18 protein-coding genes are annotated in these 20,857 nt (G+C 70.8%); 10 read left to right on the plus strand and 8 right to left on the minus strand.

Annotated elements, in window-relative coordinates:
- Positions 1 to 126 precede the first annotated feature (126 nt).
- From PGN14_RS09500 to PGN14_RS09510, 3 genes are read left to right on the plus strand one after another with little or no spacing between them, the layout of a single operon-like run.
- Positions 127 to 2,367: a TonB-dependent receptor gene (locus tag PGN14_RS09500; protein ID WP_335299274.1), complete on the plus strand. Its 2,241-nt coding sequence runs from the start codon at positions 127 to 129 to the stop codon at positions 2,365 to 2,367.
- Positions 2,368 to 2,416: 49 nt separating this feature from the next.
- Positions 2,417 to 2,968 (plus strand): DUF3237 family protein, encoded by a 552-nt coding sequence (locus tag PGN14_RS09505; RefSeq protein ID WP_335299275.1) that lies wholly within the window; start codon positions 2,417 to 2,419, stop codon positions 2,966 to 2,968.
- An 8-nt stretch (positions 2,969 to 2,976) separates the two neighbouring features.
- On the plus strand, positions 2,977 to 4,017 hold the full coding sequence (locus tag PGN14_RS09510) for a LacI family DNA-binding transcriptional regulator (RefSeq protein ID WP_335299276.1): 1,041 nt from the start codon (positions 2,977 to 2,979) through the stop codon (positions 4,015 to 4,017).
- A 21-nt stretch (positions 4,018 to 4,038) separates the two neighbouring features.
- Here the strand turns inward: PGN14_RS09510 and PGN14_RS09515 are convergent, their stop codons facing one another.
- Positions 4,039 to 5,091, minus strand: coding sequence for an alpha/beta hydrolase (locus PGN14_RS09515; RefSeq protein ID WP_335299277.1), 1,053 nt, complete (start codon positions 5,089 to 5,091; stop codon positions 4,039 to 4,041).
- Positions 5,092 to 5,363: 272 nt separating this feature from the next.
- Here PGN14_RS09515 and PGN14_RS09520 point away from each other — a divergent pair, with 272 nt between their 5' ends.
- From PGN14_RS09520 to PGN14_RS09550, 7 genes are all read left to right on the plus strand, one after another.
- Complete coding sequence (locus PGN14_RS09520; protein ID WP_335299278.1) at positions 5,364 to 6,389, plus strand: aromatic ring-hydroxylating dioxygenase subunit alpha; 1,026 nt, start codon at positions 5,364 to 5,366, stop codon at positions 6,387 to 6,389.
- The gene (locus PGN14_RS09525; protein ID WP_335299279.1) at positions 6,386 to 7,702 is read left to right on the plus strand and encodes an MFS transporter; all 1,317 of its coding nucleotides are present in this window, start codon (positions 6,386 to 6,388) and stop codon (positions 7,700 to 7,702) included. The genes PGN14_RS09520 and PGN14_RS09525 overlap by 4 nt, the downstream gene beginning before the upstream one ends.
- A 45-nt stretch (positions 7,703 to 7,747) precedes the next feature.
- Positions 7,748 to 8,200, plus strand: a complete 453-nt coding sequence (locus PGN14_RS09530) for a MarR family winged helix-turn-helix transcriptional regulator (protein ID WP_335299280.1) — start codon at positions 7,748 to 7,750, stop codon at positions 8,198 to 8,200.
- Positions 8,201 to 8,265: 65 nt separating this feature from the next.
- Positions 8,266 to 9,690 carry an aldehyde dehydrogenase gene (locus PGN14_RS09535; RefSeq protein ID WP_335299281.1) on the plus strand — a complete coding sequence of 475 codons (1,425 nt, stop codon included), beginning with the start codon at positions 8,266 to 8,268 and terminating at the stop codon, positions 9,688 to 9,690.
- 17 nt (positions 9,691 to 9,707) lie between these two features.
- Positions 9,708 to 10,544: a p-hydroxycinnamoyl CoA hydratase/lyase gene (locus PGN14_RS09540; protein WP_335299282.1), complete on the plus strand. Its 837-nt coding sequence runs from the start codon at positions 9,708 to 9,710 to the stop codon at positions 10,542 to 10,544.
- 65 nt (positions 10,545 to 10,609) lie between these two features.
- Positions 10,610 to 12,685, plus strand: a complete 2,076-nt coding sequence (locus tag PGN14_RS09545; protein WP_335299283.1) for an acetate--CoA ligase family protein — start codon at positions 10,610 to 10,612, stop codon at positions 12,683 to 12,685.
- Between the two features lie 33 nt (positions 12,686 to 12,718).
- Complete coding sequence (locus tag PGN14_RS09550; RefSeq protein ID WP_335299284.1) at positions 12,719 to 14,488, plus strand: tannase/feruloyl esterase family alpha/beta hydrolase; 1,770 nt, start codon at positions 12,719 to 12,721, stop codon at positions 14,486 to 14,488.
- A gap of 54 nt (positions 14,489 to 14,542) precedes the next feature.
- Here PGN14_RS09550 and pcaDC read toward each other — a convergent pair whose 3' ends face one another.
- From pcaDC to pobA, 7 genes are read right to left on the minus strand one after another with little or no spacing between them, the layout of a single operon-like run.
- On the minus strand, positions 14,543 to 15,736 hold the full coding sequence (gene pcaDC / locus PGN14_RS09555) for a bifunctional 3-oxoadipate enol-lactonase/4-carboxymuconolactone decarboxylase PcaDC (protein ID WP_335299285.1): 1,194 nt from the start codon (positions 15,734 to 15,736) through the stop codon (positions 14,543 to 14,545).
- 1 nt (position 15,737) lies between these two features.
- Positions 15,738 to 16,880: a lyase family protein gene (locus PGN14_RS09560; protein WP_335299286.1), complete on the minus strand. Its 1,143-nt coding sequence runs from the start codon at positions 16,878 to 16,880 to the stop codon at positions 15,738 to 15,740.
- Entirely contained in the window at positions 16,877 to 17,554 is a 678-nt protein-coding gene (pcaG, locus tag PGN14_RS09565; protein WP_335299287.1) for a protocatechuate 3,4-dioxygenase subunit alpha, read from the minus strand. Before pcaG ends, PGN14_RS09560 begins: the two co-directional genes overlap by 4 nt.
- Positions 17,544 to 18,260 carry a protocatechuate 3,4-dioxygenase subunit beta gene (gene pcaH / locus PGN14_RS09570; protein WP_335299288.1) on the minus strand — a complete coding sequence of 239 codons (717 nt, stop codon included), beginning with the start codon at positions 18,258 to 18,260 and terminating at the stop codon, positions 17,544 to 17,546. The genes pcaG and pcaH overlap by 11 nt, the downstream gene beginning before the upstream one ends.
- On the minus strand, positions 18,257 to 18,904 hold the full coding sequence (locus tag PGN14_RS09575; RefSeq protein ID WP_335299289.1) for a 3-oxoacid CoA-transferase subunit B: 648 nt from the start codon (positions 18,902 to 18,904) through the stop codon (positions 18,257 to 18,259). The genes pcaH and PGN14_RS09575 overlap by 4 nt, the downstream gene beginning before the upstream one ends.
- Positions 18,901 to 19,614: a CoA transferase subunit A gene (locus PGN14_RS09580; RefSeq protein ID WP_335299290.1), complete on the minus strand. Its 714-nt coding sequence runs from the start codon at positions 19,612 to 19,614 to the stop codon at positions 18,901 to 18,903. The genes PGN14_RS09575 and PGN14_RS09580 overlap by 4 nt, the downstream gene beginning before the upstream one ends.
- Entirely contained in the window at positions 19,611 to 20,798 is a 1,188-nt protein-coding gene (gene pobA, locus PGN14_RS09585) for a 4-hydroxybenzoate 3-monooxygenase (protein WP_335299291.1), read from the minus strand. The genes PGN14_RS09580 and pobA overlap by 4 nt, the downstream gene beginning before the upstream one ends.
- Positions 20,799 to 20,857: the final 59 nt, after the last annotated feature.

Genomic DNA, 20,857 nt, shown 5'->3' on the forward strand with positions numbered 1-20,857 from the left:
ACGCCTCCATACCTTCTAAGCCACTGACAACGAACGACCATTCGACACCGCTTGCAATCGATATGTGATATAACTAATCTCCTCCCGACAATCGATTGCAGGCACAATCTGCATCAAGGGGGAGGAATGATGATGCGCGCGTTCGTGAAGGCTCGGTCCGCGGTTCTGCTGGCGGGCGTCGCCGGCGGCTTGGTCGTCACGCCGGCCTGGGCACAGGAGGTGCCGGCCGGCAAGGAAGCCGACACGACCAGCGCCGACATCATCGTCACCGCACAGCGTCGCGAGGAGCGGCTTCAGGACATCGCCGCCGCCGCGACCGCGCTGAGCGGCGATGCGCTTCAGGATCGCGGCGTCCAGCGCCTCGACGACCTGCAAACCGCCGCCCCTGCCCTGTCGATCAGCGACGCGGGCCTGACGCAGAGCGTCAACATCCGCGGCGTCGGGCTGGCGAGCGGCTCGCCCTCGGTCACCAACGGCGTCGCCACCTATGTCGACGGCGTGTTCCAGCCGCCGATCGTCTCCACCAATTCCTTCTACGATCTCGGCACGGTCGAGGTGTTCCGCGGCCCGCAGGGCACGTTCGTCGGCTCCAATTCGACCGGCGGCGCGATCTTCATCAACAGCCGCAGCCCGGTGCTCGGCGCGACCGAGGGCTATGCGGAGCTGACCGCGGGCAATTACCAGGCGTTCGGCGGCGAGGGCGCGCTGAACCTGCCGGTCGGAGAGACGCTCGCGCTGCGCGGCGCGGTCAAATATCGCCGGCGCGACTCCTTCTACACCGACATCGGCCCGCTCGGGAACAAGCCCGGCCGGCTCGACGAGATCGCGGGCCGCATCGGCGCGCTGTGGCAGCCGGTCGAGGCCTTCCGCGCGCTGCTGAAGGTCGAGATGGCCGGCAAGGAGACCGGCGGCTATGCCTATCGCCCGTTCACCGGCTCCGCATATGCCGGCTATCGCCGCAACGACATCCGGGAGCTCGACTACGACAGCCCGACGCGCAACGACGAACGGGCGTTGCAGGCCTCGCTGGAGCTGCGCTACGAAACCGACGGCGGCACGACGCTGCGCTCGATCAGCGGCTATCAGAACAAGCGCGTCTTCAACCTCTACGATGCCGATAGCACGAACGCCGCGCGCTATGCCGCCGCCGATCTGGCGCGCCTGCCGGTGACGACGTCCGACCAGTTCGTGCGCGAACGCGTCTGGACGCAGGAGGTCAACCTGATCTCCCCCACTGATGGCCGGCTGAGCTGGATCCTGGGCGGCTATTTCCAGCGCAACGTGATCGACGTCGACATCACGCAGAAGTCCAACGGCTTCCCGACCGATATCGACATCCTGACGCACAAGACCACGCTGGGTGCGTTCGGACAGGCGACGTACAAGCTGACGCCGCAGTTCGCGCTCGATATCGGCGCGCGCTATTCGCATTACACCACCAACGGCCAGGGCAGCGTCGCGATCGGCGCGGGCATCCCGGGCTTCCCGGTCACCGGCCTGCCGGTCGCCAACCTCGATCGCGATCACAAGGACGGCCGCGTCACCGGCAAGATCTCGCTCAACTGGACGCCGAACGCCGACAATCTGATCTATGCCTTCGTCGCGCGCGGCTACAAGCCCGGCGGCTTCACCTCGGCAACGGTGGAATTCCGCCCCGAAACGGTGATCGACTATGAGGCGGGCTGGAAATCGACCTTCGCCGGGGGCCACCTGACCACGCAGGTCGGCGGCTTCTACTACGACTACAAGGACTTCCAGTTCGACGTCCTCGATCCCACCACGGGTCAGGTCAATCCCGTCAACCTGGCCAGCGCGACGCTGAAGGGGCTGGAGGCGCAGGTGCAGGCGCGCGCGGGTGGCTTCACCTTCGATGCCGGCGTGGCCTATGTCGACTCGTCGCTCGGCAGCGTCTCGTTCGTCGACCAGCGCGCGGCATCCCGTGCGCTCCCGGGCGTGACGTTCGTTCCGCAATGCCCCGCGGGTCAGCCCACGACGATCCCGGCGTGCATCGACTATACGCCGTTCGTGCGCAACACCGCCGGCGGGCCGAACCTGTTCTCGCCGCGGTGGACCTACAATCTGGGCGCGCAATATGCGTTCGAGGTCGGCGACGTCCGCATCGCGCCGCGCGTCAACTACGCCTATATCGGGCCGCAATTCACCTATATCGGCTATTCGCCGATCAGCGACCGGCTCGCCGGACGCGGCGTCCTCAACGCGCAGATCTCCGCGCGGCAGGGCAATGTCGAGGTCGAGCTGTACGGCACCAACCTCGCCGATGTCGAATATGTCACCGGCCAGAGCCAGAACAACGAATTCTACGGCGCACCGCGCGAGTTCGGCGTGCGCGCGCGCGTCAACTTCTGACCGGATCGGCCCGCTTGCCGGGCCACCACTGCCATCATGGGTGACGATCATGTTCGATGTCGATGACCAATCCGGTTCGCTGTCGCGACGTGGCCTGCTGGGCGCGACCGCCGGCCTCGCCATGGCCGGGATCGGCACGGGCGCCAGCGGCGCGGCACCGGCGGCGGTCGCGCCGCCGCCGCGGTTGAGCCAGCTGCCGCTCGACTTCGCCTATGAGGCGATCGTCACGCTGGGCCCCGTCGAGCAGGTCGGCACCACGCCGCTCGGCCGGCGCGTCCGCATCCCGATCACCGGCGGCACCTTTAGCGGCCCGCGGCTGAGCGGGACCATCCTGCCCGAGGGGATGGACTGGCAGCTGATCCGCGCCGACGGCTTCACCGTGGTGGAGGCCGCCTATCTGATGCGCGAGGCGGACGGCACGCTGATCCACATCGTCAACAAGGGGCTGGCCGGCAAGGACTATGTCCGCACCACGCCGACGTTCGAGGTGCCCGCCGGCAAGCACCAGTGGCTGAACGAGGCGCTGTTCCTGGGCACGATCGGGCCGGTGCCGGAGCGCCGGGAGCCGGCGGTGCGCATCACCGTCTATCGCATCGGCTGATCGCGGCGATGCCGTCGTGTCCGGGTGAACCGACGCCGGGCGAACCGCAGAAGGTTCGCACCATCGGCGATCTGGCGCGACTGGCCGGCGTCTCCCCGGCCACGGTCAGCCGCGCGCTGGCCGGCAACCGGCTGGTCAACGCCACCACGTCGCAGCGCGTCCGCCAGCTGGCCGAGGCGCATGCGTTCAAGCCCAGCGCCGTGGCACGCAACCTGCGCATCCGCCGCCGCGGTGCGATCGCGGTCGTCATCTGCCTGGGCCACGAACGCGGGCAGCATCTCTCCGACCCCTTCTTCATGACGATGATCAGCCATCTGGCCGACGAGCTGACCGACCGCGGATTCCAGCTGATGCTGTCCCGCGTCGTGCCCGACAGCGACGACTGGCTGGACGATATGATCGCGGCGGATCCGGTCGACGGCTTCATCCTGATCGGCCAGTCCGATCAGCTCGCCGCGCTCGAACGCGCCGCCGCGGGCTATCTGCCGCTCGTCGCCTGGGGCGCGCATGGCGCGTGCCAGCGCCATTGTTCGGTCGGGTCGGACAATGTCGAGGGCGGCCGCCTCGCCACCCGCCACCTGATCGAGCGCGGCTGCCGCCGCATCGCCTTCCTCGGCAATCCACGCTCGGTGGAGATCGCGCACCGCCTCGCCGGCGCGCGCGAGGTGGTGCGTGCGCAGGGCGGACGGGTATCGCTGATCGAGACGCCGATCCATCTGTCGACGACCCTCAGCGGCCACGACATCGCCGCCTTCCTCGCGAGCGCGGACGCGCTGCCCGACGGCATGTTCGCGGCGACCGACTCGATCGCGGTCAACGCGCTACAGGTGCTGACCGGCCGGGGGGTGGCCGTCCCCGGGGACGTGAAGCTGGTCGGCTACGACGACCTGCCGATCGCCGCCGCCTCGGTGCCCGCGCTCACCACCGTGCGCCAGGACTTCGCGCAGGGCGCGCGGATGCTGGTGCAACGCCTGTTCGACCGCATCGCCGGGGAGCGCAACGAGTCGGTCGTGCTCCCCGCGGAGCTGGTGGTGCGCGCCACCAGCTGACCCGCCGACCCCGCGACGCGGTCAGCGCCCCGTCGCGAAGGCGCGGCGCAGCGCGTCCAGCTTGGCCCGGGTGAAGCGGCGCGAGATCGCCGCCTCCGGCGCCGCCCGCTCCGACGCATGGAACATGCCCGGCAGCACCAGCAGCTCGGTCGGCACCCCCGCCTCGGTCAGGCGACGCGCATAGTCGATATCCTCCGCGACGAAGAGGTCGAGCCCGCCGACCGCGATATAGGCGGGCGGCAGCCCCGCGACCGACGCGACGCGCGCCGGAACCCCGGCGGCCGGCACGCGCGGCGTCCCCGGCTCGACCCCCAGGAAGGAGCGCCAGCCATAGCGGTTGTTGCGGGCGTTCCACCCGACCGAGCCGATCGGCGGCGGCGGCTGGATACCGCTTCCGGTGCGGTCGTCGAGCATCGGGTAGATCAGCGCCTGGAACAGCACCGGCACCTCGCCCCGATCGCGCGCCTCGATCGCCAGCAGCGCGGCGTGGCCACCACCCGCGCTTTCCCCCATCACCGCGATGCGGCGCGGATCGGCGCCGATCTGCGCGGCATGGCGATAGGTCCACGACAGCCCGGCATGATTGTCCGCGACGGAGCCGCGGAAATCGGTTTCCGGGGCCAGGCGATAGTCGACGCTGACGATCACGCAGTCGAGCGCGAGCGCGATCTCCTGAAGGAAGCGCGTCTCTCCTTCCAGCGCGCCCAGCACGAACCCGCCGCCGTGCATGTGGACGATCGCCGGTCGCGCATCCCCGCCTCGCGCATTGACGATCATGATCCGCACCGGCGGCTGGCCCCGCGCGCCCTCGATCATCTGAAAGGATACCGCCACGTTCGGCAACGGTGCGGGTGCCGGTGGAGCGTCGGCGCGAATCGCGTGGATCGCGGCATCGTCGAGCACGCCCATCGCAGTCTGGATCGCCTGCTCGCGCCGCGCCGCGTCGCGCAGGTCCGGATCGACGAAGCGCAGCGGGTCGAGCGACGGTCCTGCCGCCGCGGCGGCGACGGCGTGCCGCGTACCCAGCGCCACCGCGCTCCCCAGCGACGCCGCGGTGAACTCCCGCCTGTCCATCCATCCCCTCCCCTGCCGACCGGTTGGTCCGTCCATACGGCATTATGTTATGCATGAAAACAAAATCGTGGACATCTTCGGCGAAGGATGCCAGTCAGGCGGCGCGGATTACGGGGGCAGACGATCTCCACCGCGGGAGTTTGGATGTGCGGAAGGCGGCGTGGTCATGCCCGATCGACAGCGACGGGCAGCGCGCGATCTCCCCCGCCGGCGCCCGCGTCGCGGCCTGCACGCGCCCCCGCTCACCGCTCCGCGAGACAACGGAGAGCGTCATGACGTGGATTAACAATCGTTGGTATGTCGCGGCCTGGGACAGCGAAGTCGACCGCGCGCCGATCGCACGGACGATCTGCGGCGAGCCGATCGTCTTGTACCGCAAGCTCGACCGCACCGCCGTCGCGCTGCGCGACGCCTGCCCCCACCGGCTGCTGCCGCTGTCGATGGGCTACAAGGAAGGCGATTCGCTGCGCTGCCGCTACCACGGCCTGCTGATCGGCCCGGACGGCGCCGCGCAGGAGATGCCGATCAAGGCGGAGGCGGTGCCCAAGGGCATCTGCGTCCAGCGTTATCCGATCGTCGAGCGGCACCGCTTCGTCTGGGTCTGGATCGGTGATCCTGCGCTGGCGGACCCGGCGACGGTGCCGGATTTCTGGCCGTGCAGCGCGCCCGGCTGGACCTTCGACGGCGGCTACAATCATATCGCCTGCGATTTCCGCCTCGTCATCGACAATCTGATGGATCTCAGCCACGAAACCTATGTCCATCAGGGATCGATCGGCCAGATCGAGATCACCGAGACGCCGATCGAGACGAGCGTCAGCGACGGCGAGGTCACCGTCAGCCGCTGGATGCCGGGGATCGAGCCGCCGCCCTTCTGGCGCGACGCGCTGCGCGCCGACGGTCCGGTCGATCGCTGGCAGATTTGCCGCTTCCTGGAGCCGTCCTCGGTCCTGATCGACGTCGGCGTCGCGCCGGTGGCGTGCGGCGCGACGCTGGAGCAGCACGATCAGGGCGTCCGCGGTTTCGTGATCGACGCGATGACGCCCGAGAGCGAGGGCACGACGCATTATTTCTGGGGCATGGCGCGCAATTTCGACATCCATGACGCCGGCTTCACCGCGCGCTTCAAGGCGCAGCAGGGCCATGTCTTCGACGAGGATGTCGAGGTGCTGGAAGCGCAGCAACGCTCGATCGCGGCCAATCCGGACCTGAAGCTGCGCGGTTATTCGGTCGATCAGGGGGGCGTGCGCGCGCGCCAGATGATCCAGCGCAGCATCGCGGCCGAGGCCGCGCGATGACGCCATTCGCCGCCGACGATCCGCGCACGCAGATCGACGCAAAGCCGATGTTGCGCGCGCAATGGACGATCGTCGCGATGATGATCGGGCTGAACGCGCTCGACGGGTTCGACGTGCTGTCGATCAGCTTCGCCGCGCCGGGGATCGCGGCGGCCTGGGGCATCGATCGCGCCGCGCTGGGCATCGTCCTGTCGCTGGAGCTGGTCGGCATGTCGCTCGGCTCGGTCCTGCTGGGGCGGCTGGCGGATCGCATCGGGCGGCGGACCACGATCCTGTGGTGCCTGGTCGTGATGACCGCGGGGATGGCGGGCGCGGCGGCGGCGGGTGGCATCCTGTCGCTCGCCGGATGCCGCCTGCTGACCGGGTTCGGGATCGGCGGCATGCTGGCGGCGACCAACGCCGCGGTGGCGGAGGCGGCCAATGCGCGCCGCCGCTCGCTGTGCGTGGTCCTGATGGCGGCGGGCTATCCGGTGGGCAGCGTCGTCGGCGGGATCGTCGCGGCGCGGCTGCTGATGTCCTACGACTGGCGCGCGATCTTCGTCTTCGGCGCGCTGGCGACCGCCGCGTTCATCCCGCTGGTGCTCGCCGCGGTGCCCGAGTCGCTGCCCTTCCTGATCCAGCGCGGCGGACGCGACGCGCTGCCGCGCGTCAACCGCCTGCTCGCGCGGCTGGGGCATGACGCGATCGCGCACCTCCCCGCCGCCACGACGGAACGCGGCGGCACGCCCACCGCCGCGGCATTGCTGCGCGGGGCGCATCGCGGCGCGCTGGCCACGCTGACGATCGCCTATCTGGCGCATATCATGACCTTCTATTTCATCCTGAAATGGATCCCCAAGATCGTCGCCGACCTGGGCTTCGCGCCATCGACCGCGGCGGGCGTGCTGGTCTGGGCCAGCCTGGGCGGCGCGACGGGATCGGTGCTGCTGGGCCTGCTGACCGGGCGCGCGCGCCTGCTCCACCTGACGGTGGCGGCGATGATCGCATCGACCGCGATGGTGGTGCTGTTCGGCTTCACCGGGCAACGCCTCGCGCAGCTGTCGATCGCGGCGGCCGCGGCGGGGCTGTGCACCAATGCCGGGGTGGTCGGCCTCTATGCGCTGATCGCCCAGACGTTTCCGACCGAGCTGCGCGCCAGCGCGACCGGGATCGTCATCGGCATCGGCCGGGGCGGTTCGGCGATGGCCCCCGCGCTCGCCGGCTGGCTGTTCGCCGCCGGCATCGGCCTGCCCGGCGTCGCCACGGCGATGGCGCTGGGATCGACCGTCGCGGCATTACTGCTAATGGCGCAGCGCCGACGGATCGTCGCTTGAAGCCCGCCCCTTCCCGCGCCTAGGCAATCCCGGAAAGGAACGGGAATGGCGATAGAGGACAACGGTATTTCCCTGGGGGCACTGGACACGCTCGTCGGCTATCATATCCGGCGGGCGTCGTCGTTGATGGCGACGGACTTCACCAACGCCATGGCGGGCACCGGCATCCGGCAGGTGCTGTTCGGCGTGCTGTCGATCATCGCCGCCAATCCGGGTATCAACCAGAGCCGGATCGGCGAGGCGCTGGGTATTCAGCGCGCCAATATGGTGAGCCTGATCAACGAGTTGATGGCTGCCGACTTCCTCACGCGCAAGGTCTCTCCGGACGATCGCCGCGCCTTCGTCTTCGAGCTGACCGCGCATGGCGAGCACGTCGTCGCCGACGCGCTCGCGCGCATCCGCCAGCACGAGGAGCGGTTGCTGTCCGGCTTCTCCGCCGCCGAACGCGCGCTGCTGGTGGAAATGCTCACCCGGATCGAGGCGGTGCCGCTGGAATAGCGAAACACCGCTTGCGTCGCCCCCGTGAATACGTTATGGTACATAACAATAAGGGGAGAGGCGCGATGTCCGTCATGGCCGAGCAGAATATCAGGACGTTCGACCGGCTGGGTCCGGTCACCGGCCAGGTCGCCTCCTCCTGCCCCGCGGCCAGCGTCGGCGATGCGATCGCCGCCGTGGACCGCGCCGCCGCCGCCTTCGCGACCTGGTCCGCGCTCGGCCCCACCGCGCGCCGCGCCGCGCTGACCCGCGCCGCCGACGCGCTGGAGGCCCGCGCCGACGCCTTCGTCGCGGCGATGATGGACGAGATCGGCGCGACCGAGGGCTGGGCACGGTTCAACCTGATGCTCGCCGCCAACATGGTCCGCGAGGCGGCCGCGCTCACCACCCAGATCGGCGGCGAGGTGATCCCGTCCGACAAGCCCGGATGCATCGCCATGACCGTGCGCGAGCCGGTCGGCGTGCTGCTGGGGATCGCGCCGTGGAATGCGCCGATCATCCTGGGCGTGCGCGCGATCGCGGTGCCGCTGGCGTGCGGCAATACCGTGGTGCTGAAGGCCAGCGAGCAATGCCCGCTGACCCACAGCCTGATCGCGGAGGCCTTCGCCGATGCCGGCCTGCCCGATGGCGCGGTGTCGCTGGTGACCAATGCGCCGGAGGATGCGCCCGACATCGTCGGCGCGCTGATCGACCATCCGCGCGTGCGGCGCATCAACTTCACCGGCTCGACCGCGGTCGGGCGGATCATCGCACAGCGCGCCGCCCGGCATCTGAAGCCGGTGCTGCTCGAACTGGGCGGCAAGGCGCCGCTGATCGTGCTGGAGGACGCCGACCTGGACGAGGCGGTGAAGGCCGCCGCCTTCGGCGCCTTCATGAACCAGGGCCAGATCTGCATGTCGACCGAGCGGATCATCGTGGTCGATGCGGTGGCCGACGCGTTCGTCGACAAATTCGCCGCCAAGGTCGCGACGCTGGCGGTCGGCGATCCGCGCGACGGCACCGCCCCGCTGGGCGCGGTGGTCGACCGCAAGACCGTCGATCACGTCCGGTCGCTGGTCGCCGATGCCGTCGCCGCGGGCGCGGTGCAGGTGGCGGGCGGCGTGGCGGACGGGGTGCTGATGCCCGCGCATGTCGTCGATCATGTGACGCCGGCGATGCGGCTGTTCCGCGACGAGAGCTTCGGCCCGGTCGTCGGCATCGTCCGCGCCGCCGACGAGGAAGCGGCGATCGCGCTGGCGAACGACAGCGACTACGGCCTGTCCGCCGCCGTCTTCACCCGCGACACCGCGCGCGGCCTGCGCGTCGCGCGCCGGATCTCCTCCGGGATCTGCCACGTCAACGGCCCCACCGTCCACGACGAGGCCCAGATGCCGTTCGGCGGCGTCAAAGCCAGCGGCCACGGCCGCTTCGGCGGCAAGGCCGGCATCGACGCCTTCACCGAGCTGCGCTGGATCACGATCGAGACGCAGCCCGGCCATTATCCGATCTGAACCGCAAAGGACTGTACATGACCGAAACGAGCAGCAACGGCGTCGTGGCTTACGACGTCGAGGGCGGGATCGCGTGGGTCCGCTTCAACCGCCCCGAAAAGCGCAACTGCATGTCGCCGACGCTCAACCGCGACATGATGGAGGTGCTCGACGCACTGGAATTCCGCGACGACGTCGGCGTGCTGGTGCTCAGCGGCGAGGGCAGCGCCTGGTCCGCGGGCATGGACCTCAAGGAATATTTCCGGGAAACCGAGGCCGGCGGGCTGGGCGCGGTGCGCAAGGCGCAGCGCGAGAGCTATGGCTGGTGGCGGCGTTTGCGCTGGTATCAGAAGCCGACGATCGCGATGGTCAACGGCTGGTGCTTCGGCGGCGGCTACGGCCCGCTCTTCGCCTGCGACCTCGCCTTCGCCGCGGAGGACGCGCAGTTCGGCCTCAGCGAGATCAACTGGGGCATCCTGCCCGGCGGCGGCGCGACCAAGGTGGCGGTCGAGCTGACGTCGTTCCGCAACGCCATGTACCACGCGATGATGGGCGAGAACATCGACGGCCGCACCGCCGCGCAATGGGGCTTCGTCAACGAGGCGCTGCCGCTCGACCAGCTCAAGGCGCGCGTCACGGAGGTGGCCGCCAACCTGTTGCGGAAGAACCCGGTCGCGCTGAAGGCGACCAAGGATGCGATCCGCCGCGTCTCGGTGATGAGCTACGACGATGCCGAGGATTATCTGGTCCGCGCGCAGGAGGCGGCGAACAGCTTCGACAATGACGGGCGCAAGGAAGGCATCCGCCAGTTCATCGACGAGAAGAGCTACAAGCCCGGGCTCGGCGCCTACGACAAGGATCGCGCCCGCGCCTGACCCCTCTTCCCTGTCGACACGCCCTCCCTGTTGAGACGCCCTCCCTGTTCAGACGGATGCCCGCGATGGATCTTGCCCGCCTGCTTACCCCGCGTTCGGTCGCCATCGTCGGTGCGTCCGACAAGCCCGGCGCGCTGGGCACCACCGTGCTCGACAATCTCGTCCGGCACGGCTTTGGCGGGGACATCCACCTCATCAATCCCAATCGGGAGACGATCGGCGGCCGGCCCTGCCTGCGCAGCATCGCCGATCTGCCCGATGCGGTGGATGCGGCGGTGCTGGCGATCCCGGGGCCGGCGGTGCTGGACGCGGTGCGCGCGCTGGCGGCGCGCGGCGTCGGCGCGGCGATCATCTTCGCGGCGGGCTTCGCGGAGGGGGGCGCCGAGGGGCTGGCGGCGCAGGCGGAGGTCGCGCGGATCGCGCGCGAACACGATATGGTGGTCGAGGGGCCGAACTGCCTCGGCCTCACCAACTATCTCGCCGGCGTCCCGCTGACCTTCGTCGAGACGCTGCCGATCGCGACCGCCGACCGGCCCTGCGTCGGCATCGTCTCGCAATCGGGCGCGATGGCGGTCGTGCTGGGCACGACGCTGATCGCCAAGCGGCTGGGCATTTCGGTGTCGATCTCGACCGGCAACGAGGCCGCATCGGGGGTGGAGGATTATGTCGCCTGGCTGATCGACGAGCCGTCGTCGCGCGTCATCGCGATGATCGTCGAGCAATTCCGCCAGCCCGCGCGCTTCCTGGAATTGGCGGCGCGCGCCGCCGCGGCAGGCAAGCGCATCGTCCTGCTCCACCCCGGCACCTCCAGCGCGGCGCGTGACAGCGCGGCGACCCATACCGGCGCGATGGCGGGCGACTGGGCGCTGATGAAGACCAAGGTGACGCGCGCCGGCGTGATCCTGGTCGAGACGCTGGAGGAACTGGGCGACGTCACGGAGATCCTGGCGCGGACCCGGCCGCTCGCCACGGGCGGCGTGGCGGTGCTGACCGAATCCGGCGCGTTCAAGGCGCTGACGCTCGACCTCGCCGAGCGGATCGGCCTGTCGCTGCCGCCGCCGGGCGACGGGACGAGCGCGGCGATCCGCGCCACCATCCCCGACTTCATCGGCGTCTCCAACCCGATGGACCTGACCGCGCAGGCGCTGGTCGACCCCGACCTGTACCGCCGCACGCTGGCGCCGCTGCTGCTGGACCCGGCCTATGCCGCGGTGGTGCTGGGCATCATCCAGACCGACCCTGCCACCTGCGGCCGCAAGTTTCCGCCGATCACCGAGGCGGTGCGCACGCTGGCGCCCGACAAGCCGGTGATCTTCGCCGGGCTGGACGACGGCGCCCCGGTGCCACCCGCGATGATCGCCGCGCTGCACGATCAGGGGGTGCCGTATTTCCCCTCCGCCGACCGCGCGTTTCGCGCGCTCGCCCGGTTGCTGGACGACGATCGCGACACGGCCGCGGCCGCGGTGGCGCCGCTGACGCTCACGCTGCCGGCGGGCGTTGTTCCCGAATATCGCGCCAAGGGCGCACTCGCGCCGCTCGGCATTCCCTTCCCCGACGGCGGGTTCGCCACTTCCCCCGATGCGGCGGTCGCAGTGGCGGCGCGGGTCGGCTATCCCGTCGCGCTGAAGGCGCAGTCCGCCGCGCTCAGCCACAAGAGCGACGCCGGCGGGGTCATCCTGAACATCCCGGACGAGGCGGCGCTGCGCGCGGCCTGGACGCGGCTGTACGCCGATGTCGCCGCTTATGATGCCGCGATCGCGCTGGACGGCGCGCTGGTCGAGGCGATGGGCGCGCGCGGCGTCGAGCTGATCCTGGGCGCGCGCAACGATCCCGAATGGGGCGCGGTGATCCTGGCCGGCATGGGCGGCACCACCGCGGAGCTGATGAAGGACGTCCGCCTGCTGCCGCACGACCTGACCCGCGAGGGCATCGTCGCCGCGCTGCGCCGGCTGAAGGGGGCCGCGCTGTTCGACGGCTATCGCGGATCGCCCGCGGTCGACCTCGCCGCGGTCGCCGCGATCGTCGAGACGCTGGGGCGCCTACTGGCGGGAACGCCGTCGATCCGCGAGATCGACCTGAACCCGGTGATCGTGCGACCGGACGGGGCGGTGGCGCTCGACGCGCTGATCCTGACCGCCTGATCCACGACACCGATAAACAAGGGAGGAGAGCGAATGAGCCGCCGATTGATTCTGGCCACCGCGACGGTGGCGAGCGCGACGCTGGCGGGGAGCAGCCAGTTGCTCTCCACCCGCGCGCATGCCGCCACCGACGCCGGCGTCGCCGCGCCGGGCTGCACCGCGCTGGCGCAGCGGATGCGCACGGCCTGGCCGACGCCGGGGGGCGGCCGGGTGGAGAGCGCGCGCTTCCACGACGCCGGCCCGGCGCAGCTGCCGCCCGCCCCGCCGGGCATGATGACGATGGGGCCGCCCCCGATGCTGCCCGCGCATTGCGAGGTGATCGGCGTCCTGAACGAGCGTGAGGGGCGCGACGGGCAGCGTTATGCGATCCGCTTCCACCTGCGGCTGCCGCAGCAATGGAACGGGCGGCTGCTGTTCCAGGGCGGCGGCGGCACCAATGGCGAGCTGGGCGATGCGATCGGCGGCGTACCCGGCGGCCCGGCGCCCGCGCTGGCGCGCGGCTATGCGGTGCTGTCGCAGGATTCCGGGCACGACAATGCCCGCAACAGCGATCCCGCGCGCGGCGGCCCGGTGGCGTTCGGCTTCGATCCGCAGGCGCGCGCCGATTACGGCGGCCTGTCGCTGCGCCCGGTGACGCTGGCGGCGAAGGCGGCGATCCGCGCCTTCTATGGCCGCGCCCCGCGCCACAGCTATTTCAACGGCTGTTCGAAGGGCGGGCAGGAGGGCATGTTCCTCGCCCAGCGCGAACCCGATCTCTACGACGGGATCGTCGCCGCGGCGCCCGGCTTCGCGCTGCCGCGCGCCGCGGTCGCGGAAACCTACAATACGCAGGCCTTCGCCCGCGTGTTGCGCGCGCAGGGACAGCCGCTGACGATCGCCGCGCTGGCGCGCAGCTTCACCGACGGCGACCTGCAGATCGTGCGTACCGCGGTGCTCGACGCGTGCGACGCGGCGGACGGGCGGCGCGACTCGATCGTCGGCGCGTTCCGCCAGTGTACCAGCGCGCGCGTCCTGCCCGCGCTGCGCAAGGTCACCTGCACCGGCGCGAAGACCGCGCAATGCCTGTCGCCCGATCAGGTCACCGCGCTGGTCGCGGTCCATGACGGCGCGCGCGACGGCAAGGGGCGACAGCTCTACCCCGGCTTCCCGTGGGATGCCGGCTGGTCCGATATCGGCTGGCGCATCTGGATGCTGGGCAGCCCCGATGGGCAGGTGCCCGCGATCAACGTCGCGATGGGCTTCCCGTCGCTGTCGGCGATCTTCAGCACGCCGCCCACCGTGCCGGGCGCGACGCCGCAGGACAATTTCCAGCGCGCGCTGTCGTTCAGCATGGATCGCGACGCCGCCGCGATCACCGCCACCGATGCGCACTTCCCCCGCTCCGCCTGGGCGATGATCGGCGCGCGCTCGCCCGATCTCTCCGCCTTCGGTCGCCGCGGCGGACGGCTGATCGTGCCGCATGGCGTGTCGGACCCGGTCTTCTCGATCAACGACACGATCGACTGGTGGGAGGAGATGGATCGCGCCAGCCACGGCCGCGCGGCCGATGTCGCGCGCGTCTTCCCGGTGCCCGGCATGGGCCATTGCCGCGGCGGCCCCGCCACCGACGGCTATGACGCGCTGGAGGCGGTGGTGCGCTGGGTCGAGCAGGGCCAGGCACCCGACAGCCTCGCCGCGGTCGCCGGGCCGATGAGCCCCTGGCCCGGCCGCGCGCGCCCGCTGTGCCGCTACCCGCTGATCGCGCGGCCCAAGCCCGGCGCGAGCGGCGATGCGGCCGACGACTTCACCTGCGCCGCCGCCTGACCGGCATGGACTGCGGCGTGGCGGATCGACCCTCCGCCACGCCGCGTTGGCGCCTTACGCCAGATCGTCTTCCCGCGGCCGATCCAGCGCGTCGATGATCTTCTGCGCCTCGGCAAAGCCGGTGTTGGCCGCAGGCACGCCGGCGTAGATCGCGGCCTGCATCAACACTTCCTTCAACTCGTCGCGGGTGAAGCCGCCCTGCTCCAGCCCGGCGCGGACATGCAGCGCGAACTCCTCCCAGCGTCCCAGCGCGCAGGTGATCGCGAGCACGAGGAGACGCCGCGTGCGATCGTCCAGCCCGGCGCGGCCCCAGATCTCGCCCCAGGCGATGCGCGTGATCATCGCCTGGAAATCCGCGGTCAGGGGGGTGCGGCGCGCCAGGCTCGCATCGACCCACGCATCCCCCAGCACGCGGCGACGGTGGACCAGCCCCGCCTCGAACAGCGTCTCGCGCGCCGTCTCCGTCGCTGCGTCATCGGTCAGGAAGCGGCGCAGCGCGGCCGCCAGCGCGCCCGGCGCCTCGATCGGCGTCAGGTGCGCGCCCTCGACGCCGACATGACGCGATGCGGGAATGGTCAGCAGATGCTCGCCATGCCCGGCATAGGGGGTCGAGACGTCGAGCGTCGCGGTGACCACCAGCGTCGGCACCGCGATCCCGCCGATTCGCCCGGCCAGCGCCATGTCGCGGATCGCCGCCCCCGCGCCGGCATAGCCCGCATCCGACTGACGCGCGATCGCGTCGCGCAGCGTGTCGGCGAGGTCGGGATGCCGCGCGGCGAACCCCGGCGACAGGAACCGGCCGACCGCCATGTCGGCGATCGCGGCGGTGCCGTGCTCGCGCACGGTGTCGATCCGCGCCTGCCACGCTGCCGCGTCCATCGTCGCCGAGGTGCAGATCAGCGCCAGCCGCGACACGCGTGCGGGATGGTCGAGCGCGAGTTGCATCGCCACCATCCCGCCCAGCGAGACGCCCGCCACCGCCGCCTGCGCGAGGCCCGCATCGTCCATGATCGCGGCGACATCGGCCGCCAGCATCGGCAGGTCGTAATCGCCCTCCGGCGCGTCGGAACCGCCCGCGCCGCGCGTGTCGATCCGCAGCAGGCGGAACGCGGGCGACAGCAACGGAACCGTCCGATCCCATAGCGACAGGTCGGTCCCGATCGAATTGAGCAGCACCAGCACCGGCCGCCCAACCGCGCCGTCCAGACGCCAGTGGAGGCGCACGCCATCGCGAAGGGTGAAGGCCATGTCAGTCCTCGTCGCTGCCGAGCAGTCGGGCGATGATCGCCGCGCTCTCGCCGATATCCTCACCCGCCTCCGCGGCCTCCAGATGGCGCGCGATCGCGGCTCCGTCGATCTCCAGCCCCTCGGCCACCACCGCCATCGCCGCCGCGCTGCCCGATGCGAGCAGGAACAGTTCGGCGAGGACCGGCGCTTCCGCCTGCCAGCCGCCCAGCCCGCGCTCCTGTTCCTGCGGCATGGCCGCGAGCAGCGAGGCGACCAGCCCCGGCGCGCGCGTCGCCGCGGACAGCGCGACCTGACAGCCCGTGGGGTTGCGCTTGTGCGCCATCGCGGAGGAGCCGCCGCGCCCCGCGATCCGCGGCTCATGCGCCTCGCCGACCGCATTCTGCGCCAGCAGCGCGACATCGCGCGCCAGCTTGCCGAGCGCACCGGTCAGGATGCCCGCCGCCGCACCGATCGCGCACGATCCCGTCCGGCGCGCATGCCATGGCGCCCTCGCCTGCAACCCCAGCGCCGCCGCCATGTGCGCCGCGATCGCCGCACCTTGTCCGTCGAGACCCGCGCGCGTTCCCGCCGCGCCGCCCAGCTGGACGACGGCATGATCCGCGACCGCCGTCTCCAGCAGCCGGGTCGCATCGGCGATGCCGCGCGCCGCCTGCGCCAGCCGCAACCCGAACGCGACCGGCACCGCATCCTGCAACAGCGTCCGCCCGATCGCCCGGGTCGCGCGATGCCGCACGGCATGGCCAGCCAGCGCGGCCGCGACACGGCGCGCGTCCGCCGCCAGCAGGCGGGACGCCGCCGTCACCTGCATCATCATCACGCTGTCGGCGACATCCTGGCTCGTCGCCCCGCGGTGCAGCGCGTCGGCCGCCGCCCCCGTCAGCACGCCGCGCCACCGCCGCACCAGCGGGATCGCGAGCGTCCCCGCCAGCGCCGCCTCGTCGGCCAGATCGGCCGGATCGATCGTGGCGGCGGCCAGCCCCTGCGCGATCGCCTCCGCCACGTCGGCGGGGATCAGGCCGTGCGCCGCCTGCGCGCGAGCCAGCGCGATCTCGAACGATCGGGCCTGCGCGATCGTCGCCGCATCGTCGAACACGGCGATCATCGCCGGCGTCGCGGCGGGGCGGAGGCGCAACCAGTCGCTCACAGATCGAAGAACACCGTTTCACCCGCTCCCTGCAACATCAGGTCGAGCGACCATATGCCCTCGCCCGTGGATCGCGCGATCAGCGTATCGCGTCGCCCGGCCGGCACCATCGCCAGGATCGGATCGTCCGCAAGCCCCTCGGTCGCGGCGAAATAGAATCGCGTCACCACTCGCCGGACCAGCCCGCGCGCGAACACCGACATCGCGACATGCCGCGCCTGCGGGACGCCGCCCGGCCCCGCCACCCGCCCCGGCAGGATCGTGCGGAAGCGGTAGCGGCCGTCGTCGTCGGTCGCGGCCCGGCCGAAGCCCACGAAATGCGGGTCGCTGCCCGCCTCGCCCGCGAAGCGGCCGTTCGAATCCGCCTGCCAGATCTCGATCATGGCATCGGGCACCGCGGCGCCCGCGCCGTCGATCACGCGGCCGGTCAGCTCGATCACATGCCCGTTGGGGACGCCGCTGCGCACGGCGACGTTCAGCACGTCGTGCTCGGGCGGAAACAGGTCGGTCCTTGCCCCCATGCCGGACGCGCCGATCAGGTCCGCGCCGCCCTTCCACGGCAGACCGTAATGGAAGAAGGGGCCGACCGTCTGGCTGGGCGTCTGGCCGAACAGCGCCGCGTCCTGATTGTCGACGCGGGCGGCGGGGCGGCGGTCGGCGGGATCAATGGTCATGATCGCCCTCCTCGAACGGCGTCTGATCGCGGCCCTTGAGCACCACGTCGAAGCGATAGCCGAGCGCGCGCGCCGGCTCGGTCACGTCCATGTCCAGCCGCGCCACCAGCCGCTGGCGGTACGGCATCGGCACCGCATTGGCGATCGGATCGATCTCGATCAGCGGATCGTCGGGGAAATACAATTGCGTCACCAGCCGCGTCGCGAAGGCCGGCCCCAGCAGCGACAGATGGATATGCGCCGGCCGCCACGCATTGCGGTGGTTGCCCCAGGGATAGGCACCCGGACGGACGGTGACGAAGCGATAATGCCCCTCGGCATCGGTCACCACGCGGCCGGCGCCGGTGAAGTTCGGGTCGTGCGGTGCGTCCCACTGGTCGCGCGCGTGGATGTACCGGCCGGCGGCGTTCGCCTGCCAGATCTCGATCATCGTATGCGGCACCGCGCGCCCGTCCTCGTCCAGCACGCGCCCGGCGACGATGATCCGCTGGCCCAGCGGCTCGCCGCGATGCTGCCGCGTCAGGTCGGCGAGCGCCGGCCCCATCAACCGCTCCCAGCCGTCGTGCGGCCCCGTCACCTCGGTCGGCGTCGCGGGGATCGCGATCGGCGCATGCCGCGGCGCGCGCTGCACGGTGGAGCGATAGTCGGGCACCAGCAGCGGCGGCGCGCCGGCATCGTCGCGGGCATAGCCGGGAATCGCGCTCACGCCGCCACCCCGTCCGCCACCTCGAAGCGCGCGCCGGTCCGCGCCCGCACCGCATCCACCGTCACCCCCGGCGCCAGCTCGATCAGCCGCAGCCCGGGCCGGTCGCACGCCATCACGCACAGATCGGTGACGATCAGGTCGACGCACCCCTTGCCGGTCAGCGGCAGGGTGCAGGCGGGCAGGATCTTCGGGCTGCCGTTCTTGCTGGCATGCTCCATCACGACGACGATGCGCTTCACCCCCGCGACGAGGTCCATCGCACCGCCCATGCCCTTCACCATCTTGCCCGGGATGGTCCAGTTGGCGATATCGCCGCCCTCGCTGACCTCCATCGCGCCCAGCACCGCCATGTCGATATGGCCGCCGCGGATCATCGCGAAACTGTCGGCGCTCGAAAAGAAGCTCGACGTCGGCAGCGTCGTCACCGTCTGCTTGCCGGCGTTGATCAGGTCGGGGTCCGCCTCCCCCTCGAACGGGAAGGGGCCGATACCCAGCAGCCCGTTCTCCGACTGCAACGTCACGTCGATCCCCGCCGGTACGTGGTTGGCGACCAGGGTCGGGATGCCGATCCCCAGATTGACGTAATAGCCGTCCTTCAGCTCGCGCGCGGCGCGCGCGGCCATGTCGTCGCGGGTCCAGCTCATGCCATCGCCTCCCGTTGGCGGGTCGTCAGCTTCTCGATCCGCTTCTCGTTGATCGTCGAGCGCACGATGCGGTCGACATAGATGCCCGGCGTGTGGATCGCATCGGGGTCCAGCGCGCCCGCCGCCACGATCTCCTCCACCTCCACCACGGTCACCTTGCCCGCGGTCGCCATGTTCGGGTTGAAGTTGCGCGCCGTCTTGCGGAACATCAGATTGCCCGCGGGGTCGGCCTTCCACGCCTTGATGATCGACAGGTCGGCGCGCAGCCAGGTTTCGCGCACATATTCCTCGCCCTCGAACGTCTCCACCGGCTTGCCCTCCGCCACCACGGTGCCGACGCCGGTCCTGGTATAGAAAGCGGGGATGCCCGCCCCGCCGGCGCGGATACGCTCCGCCAGCGTCCCCTGCGGGTTCAGCTCCAGCGCCAGCTCGCCCGACAGATATTGCTGCTCGAACAGCTTGTTCTCACCGACGTAGCTGGAGATCATCTTCGCGATCTGGCGGCTTTCCAGCAGCATCCACAGGCCGAAGCCGTCGGCGCCCGCATTGTTGGAGATGACGGTCAGTCCCGACACCCCGCGCGCGCGGATCTCGGGGATCAGGCTCTCGGGATTGCCCGACAGGCCGAAGCCGCCCGACATGATCGTCATGCCATCGAACAGCAGCCCGTCCAGCGCGGCGGCGGGGCTGTCATAGATCTTGCTCTTCATGCTGCCTCCAGCGGTAGGCCGACGTAATTCTCGGCAAGCGCGCGCTGCGCCGCGGTCGAGCCGCGCAGATAATCGAGTTCCGCGACCTGGATGCGCCGGTCGAACGCATCCATCGTCGGGAAACGGTGCGTGATCGAGGTGAACCACCACGAAAAGCGCTCCGCCTTCCACGCCCGCGCCAATGCGCGCGCGGAATAATGGTCGATGCCCGCGTCGCTATGGTCGCGATAATGTTCGGCCAGCGCCGCGCCCAGCATCGTCACGTCGGACACCGCCAGGTTCATGCCCTTGGCTCCCGTCGGCGGAACGATGTGCGCGGCATCGCCGGCCAGGAACAGCCGCCCCCAGCGCATCGGCTCCGCGACGAAGGAGCGCAGCGGCGCGATCGACTTCTCGAACAGCGTGCCGCGCGTCACCGTCGCCGCGGTGTCGCGGCCCAGGCGCAGGCACAATTCGTCCCAGAAGCGGTCGTCGGACCAGTCGGCGACATCCTCGTCCAGCGCGCACTGGATATAATAGCGGCTGCGCGTCGGCGACCGCATCGATGCCAGCGCGAAGCCGCGCTCGTGGTTGGCATAGATCAGTTCGTGGCACGCCGGGGGCACGTCGGCCAGCCCGCCCAGCCAGCCGAACGGATAGACGCGCTCGAACGTGCGCAGCACGTCCGCCGGGATCGCGCCGCGGCTGACCCCGTGATAGCCGTCGCAACCGACCACGAAGTCGCAGTCCAGCCGGTGCGCCACGCCCTCGCGGCGCCACGTCACGCCCGGGTGATCGCCGTCCAGCCCGTCCAGCGCCACATCCTCGGCGTCCCACACGATCGGCACGCCGCGCGCCTCCGCCGCACCGAACAGGTCGCGCATCACCTCCTGCTGGCCATAGACGGTGACCGTCGCGCCATCGGTCAGCGCCGCCATGTCGATGCGGAAGACGTCGCCGTCGACGGAAAGGTTGGTGCCGCCATGCACCAGCCCCTCGCGCTCCAGCCGGTCCGACAGCCCCAGTCGGCGCATCAGCGCGACCGTTCCCTGTTCCAGCACGCCCGCGCGCACGCGCCCCTCGACATAGGCGCGGTCGCGGCGCTCGATCACCAGCGCGTCGATTCCGTCCGCGCGCAGCATATGCGCCAGGAACATGCCGGCCGGTCCCGCGCCGATGATCGCCACCTGCGTGCGATGCCTCATGCCACCTCTCCTCGCGCCGTCCTTTCGCCGCGCCGCCATCATGCCCGCGCCCACCGCCC

Source organism: Sphingomonas adhaesiva (assembly GCF_036946305.1).
Classification (GTDB): domain Bacteria; phylum Pseudomonadota; class Alphaproteobacteria; order Sphingomonadales; family Sphingomonadaceae; genus Sphingomonas; species Sphingomonas adhaesiva_B.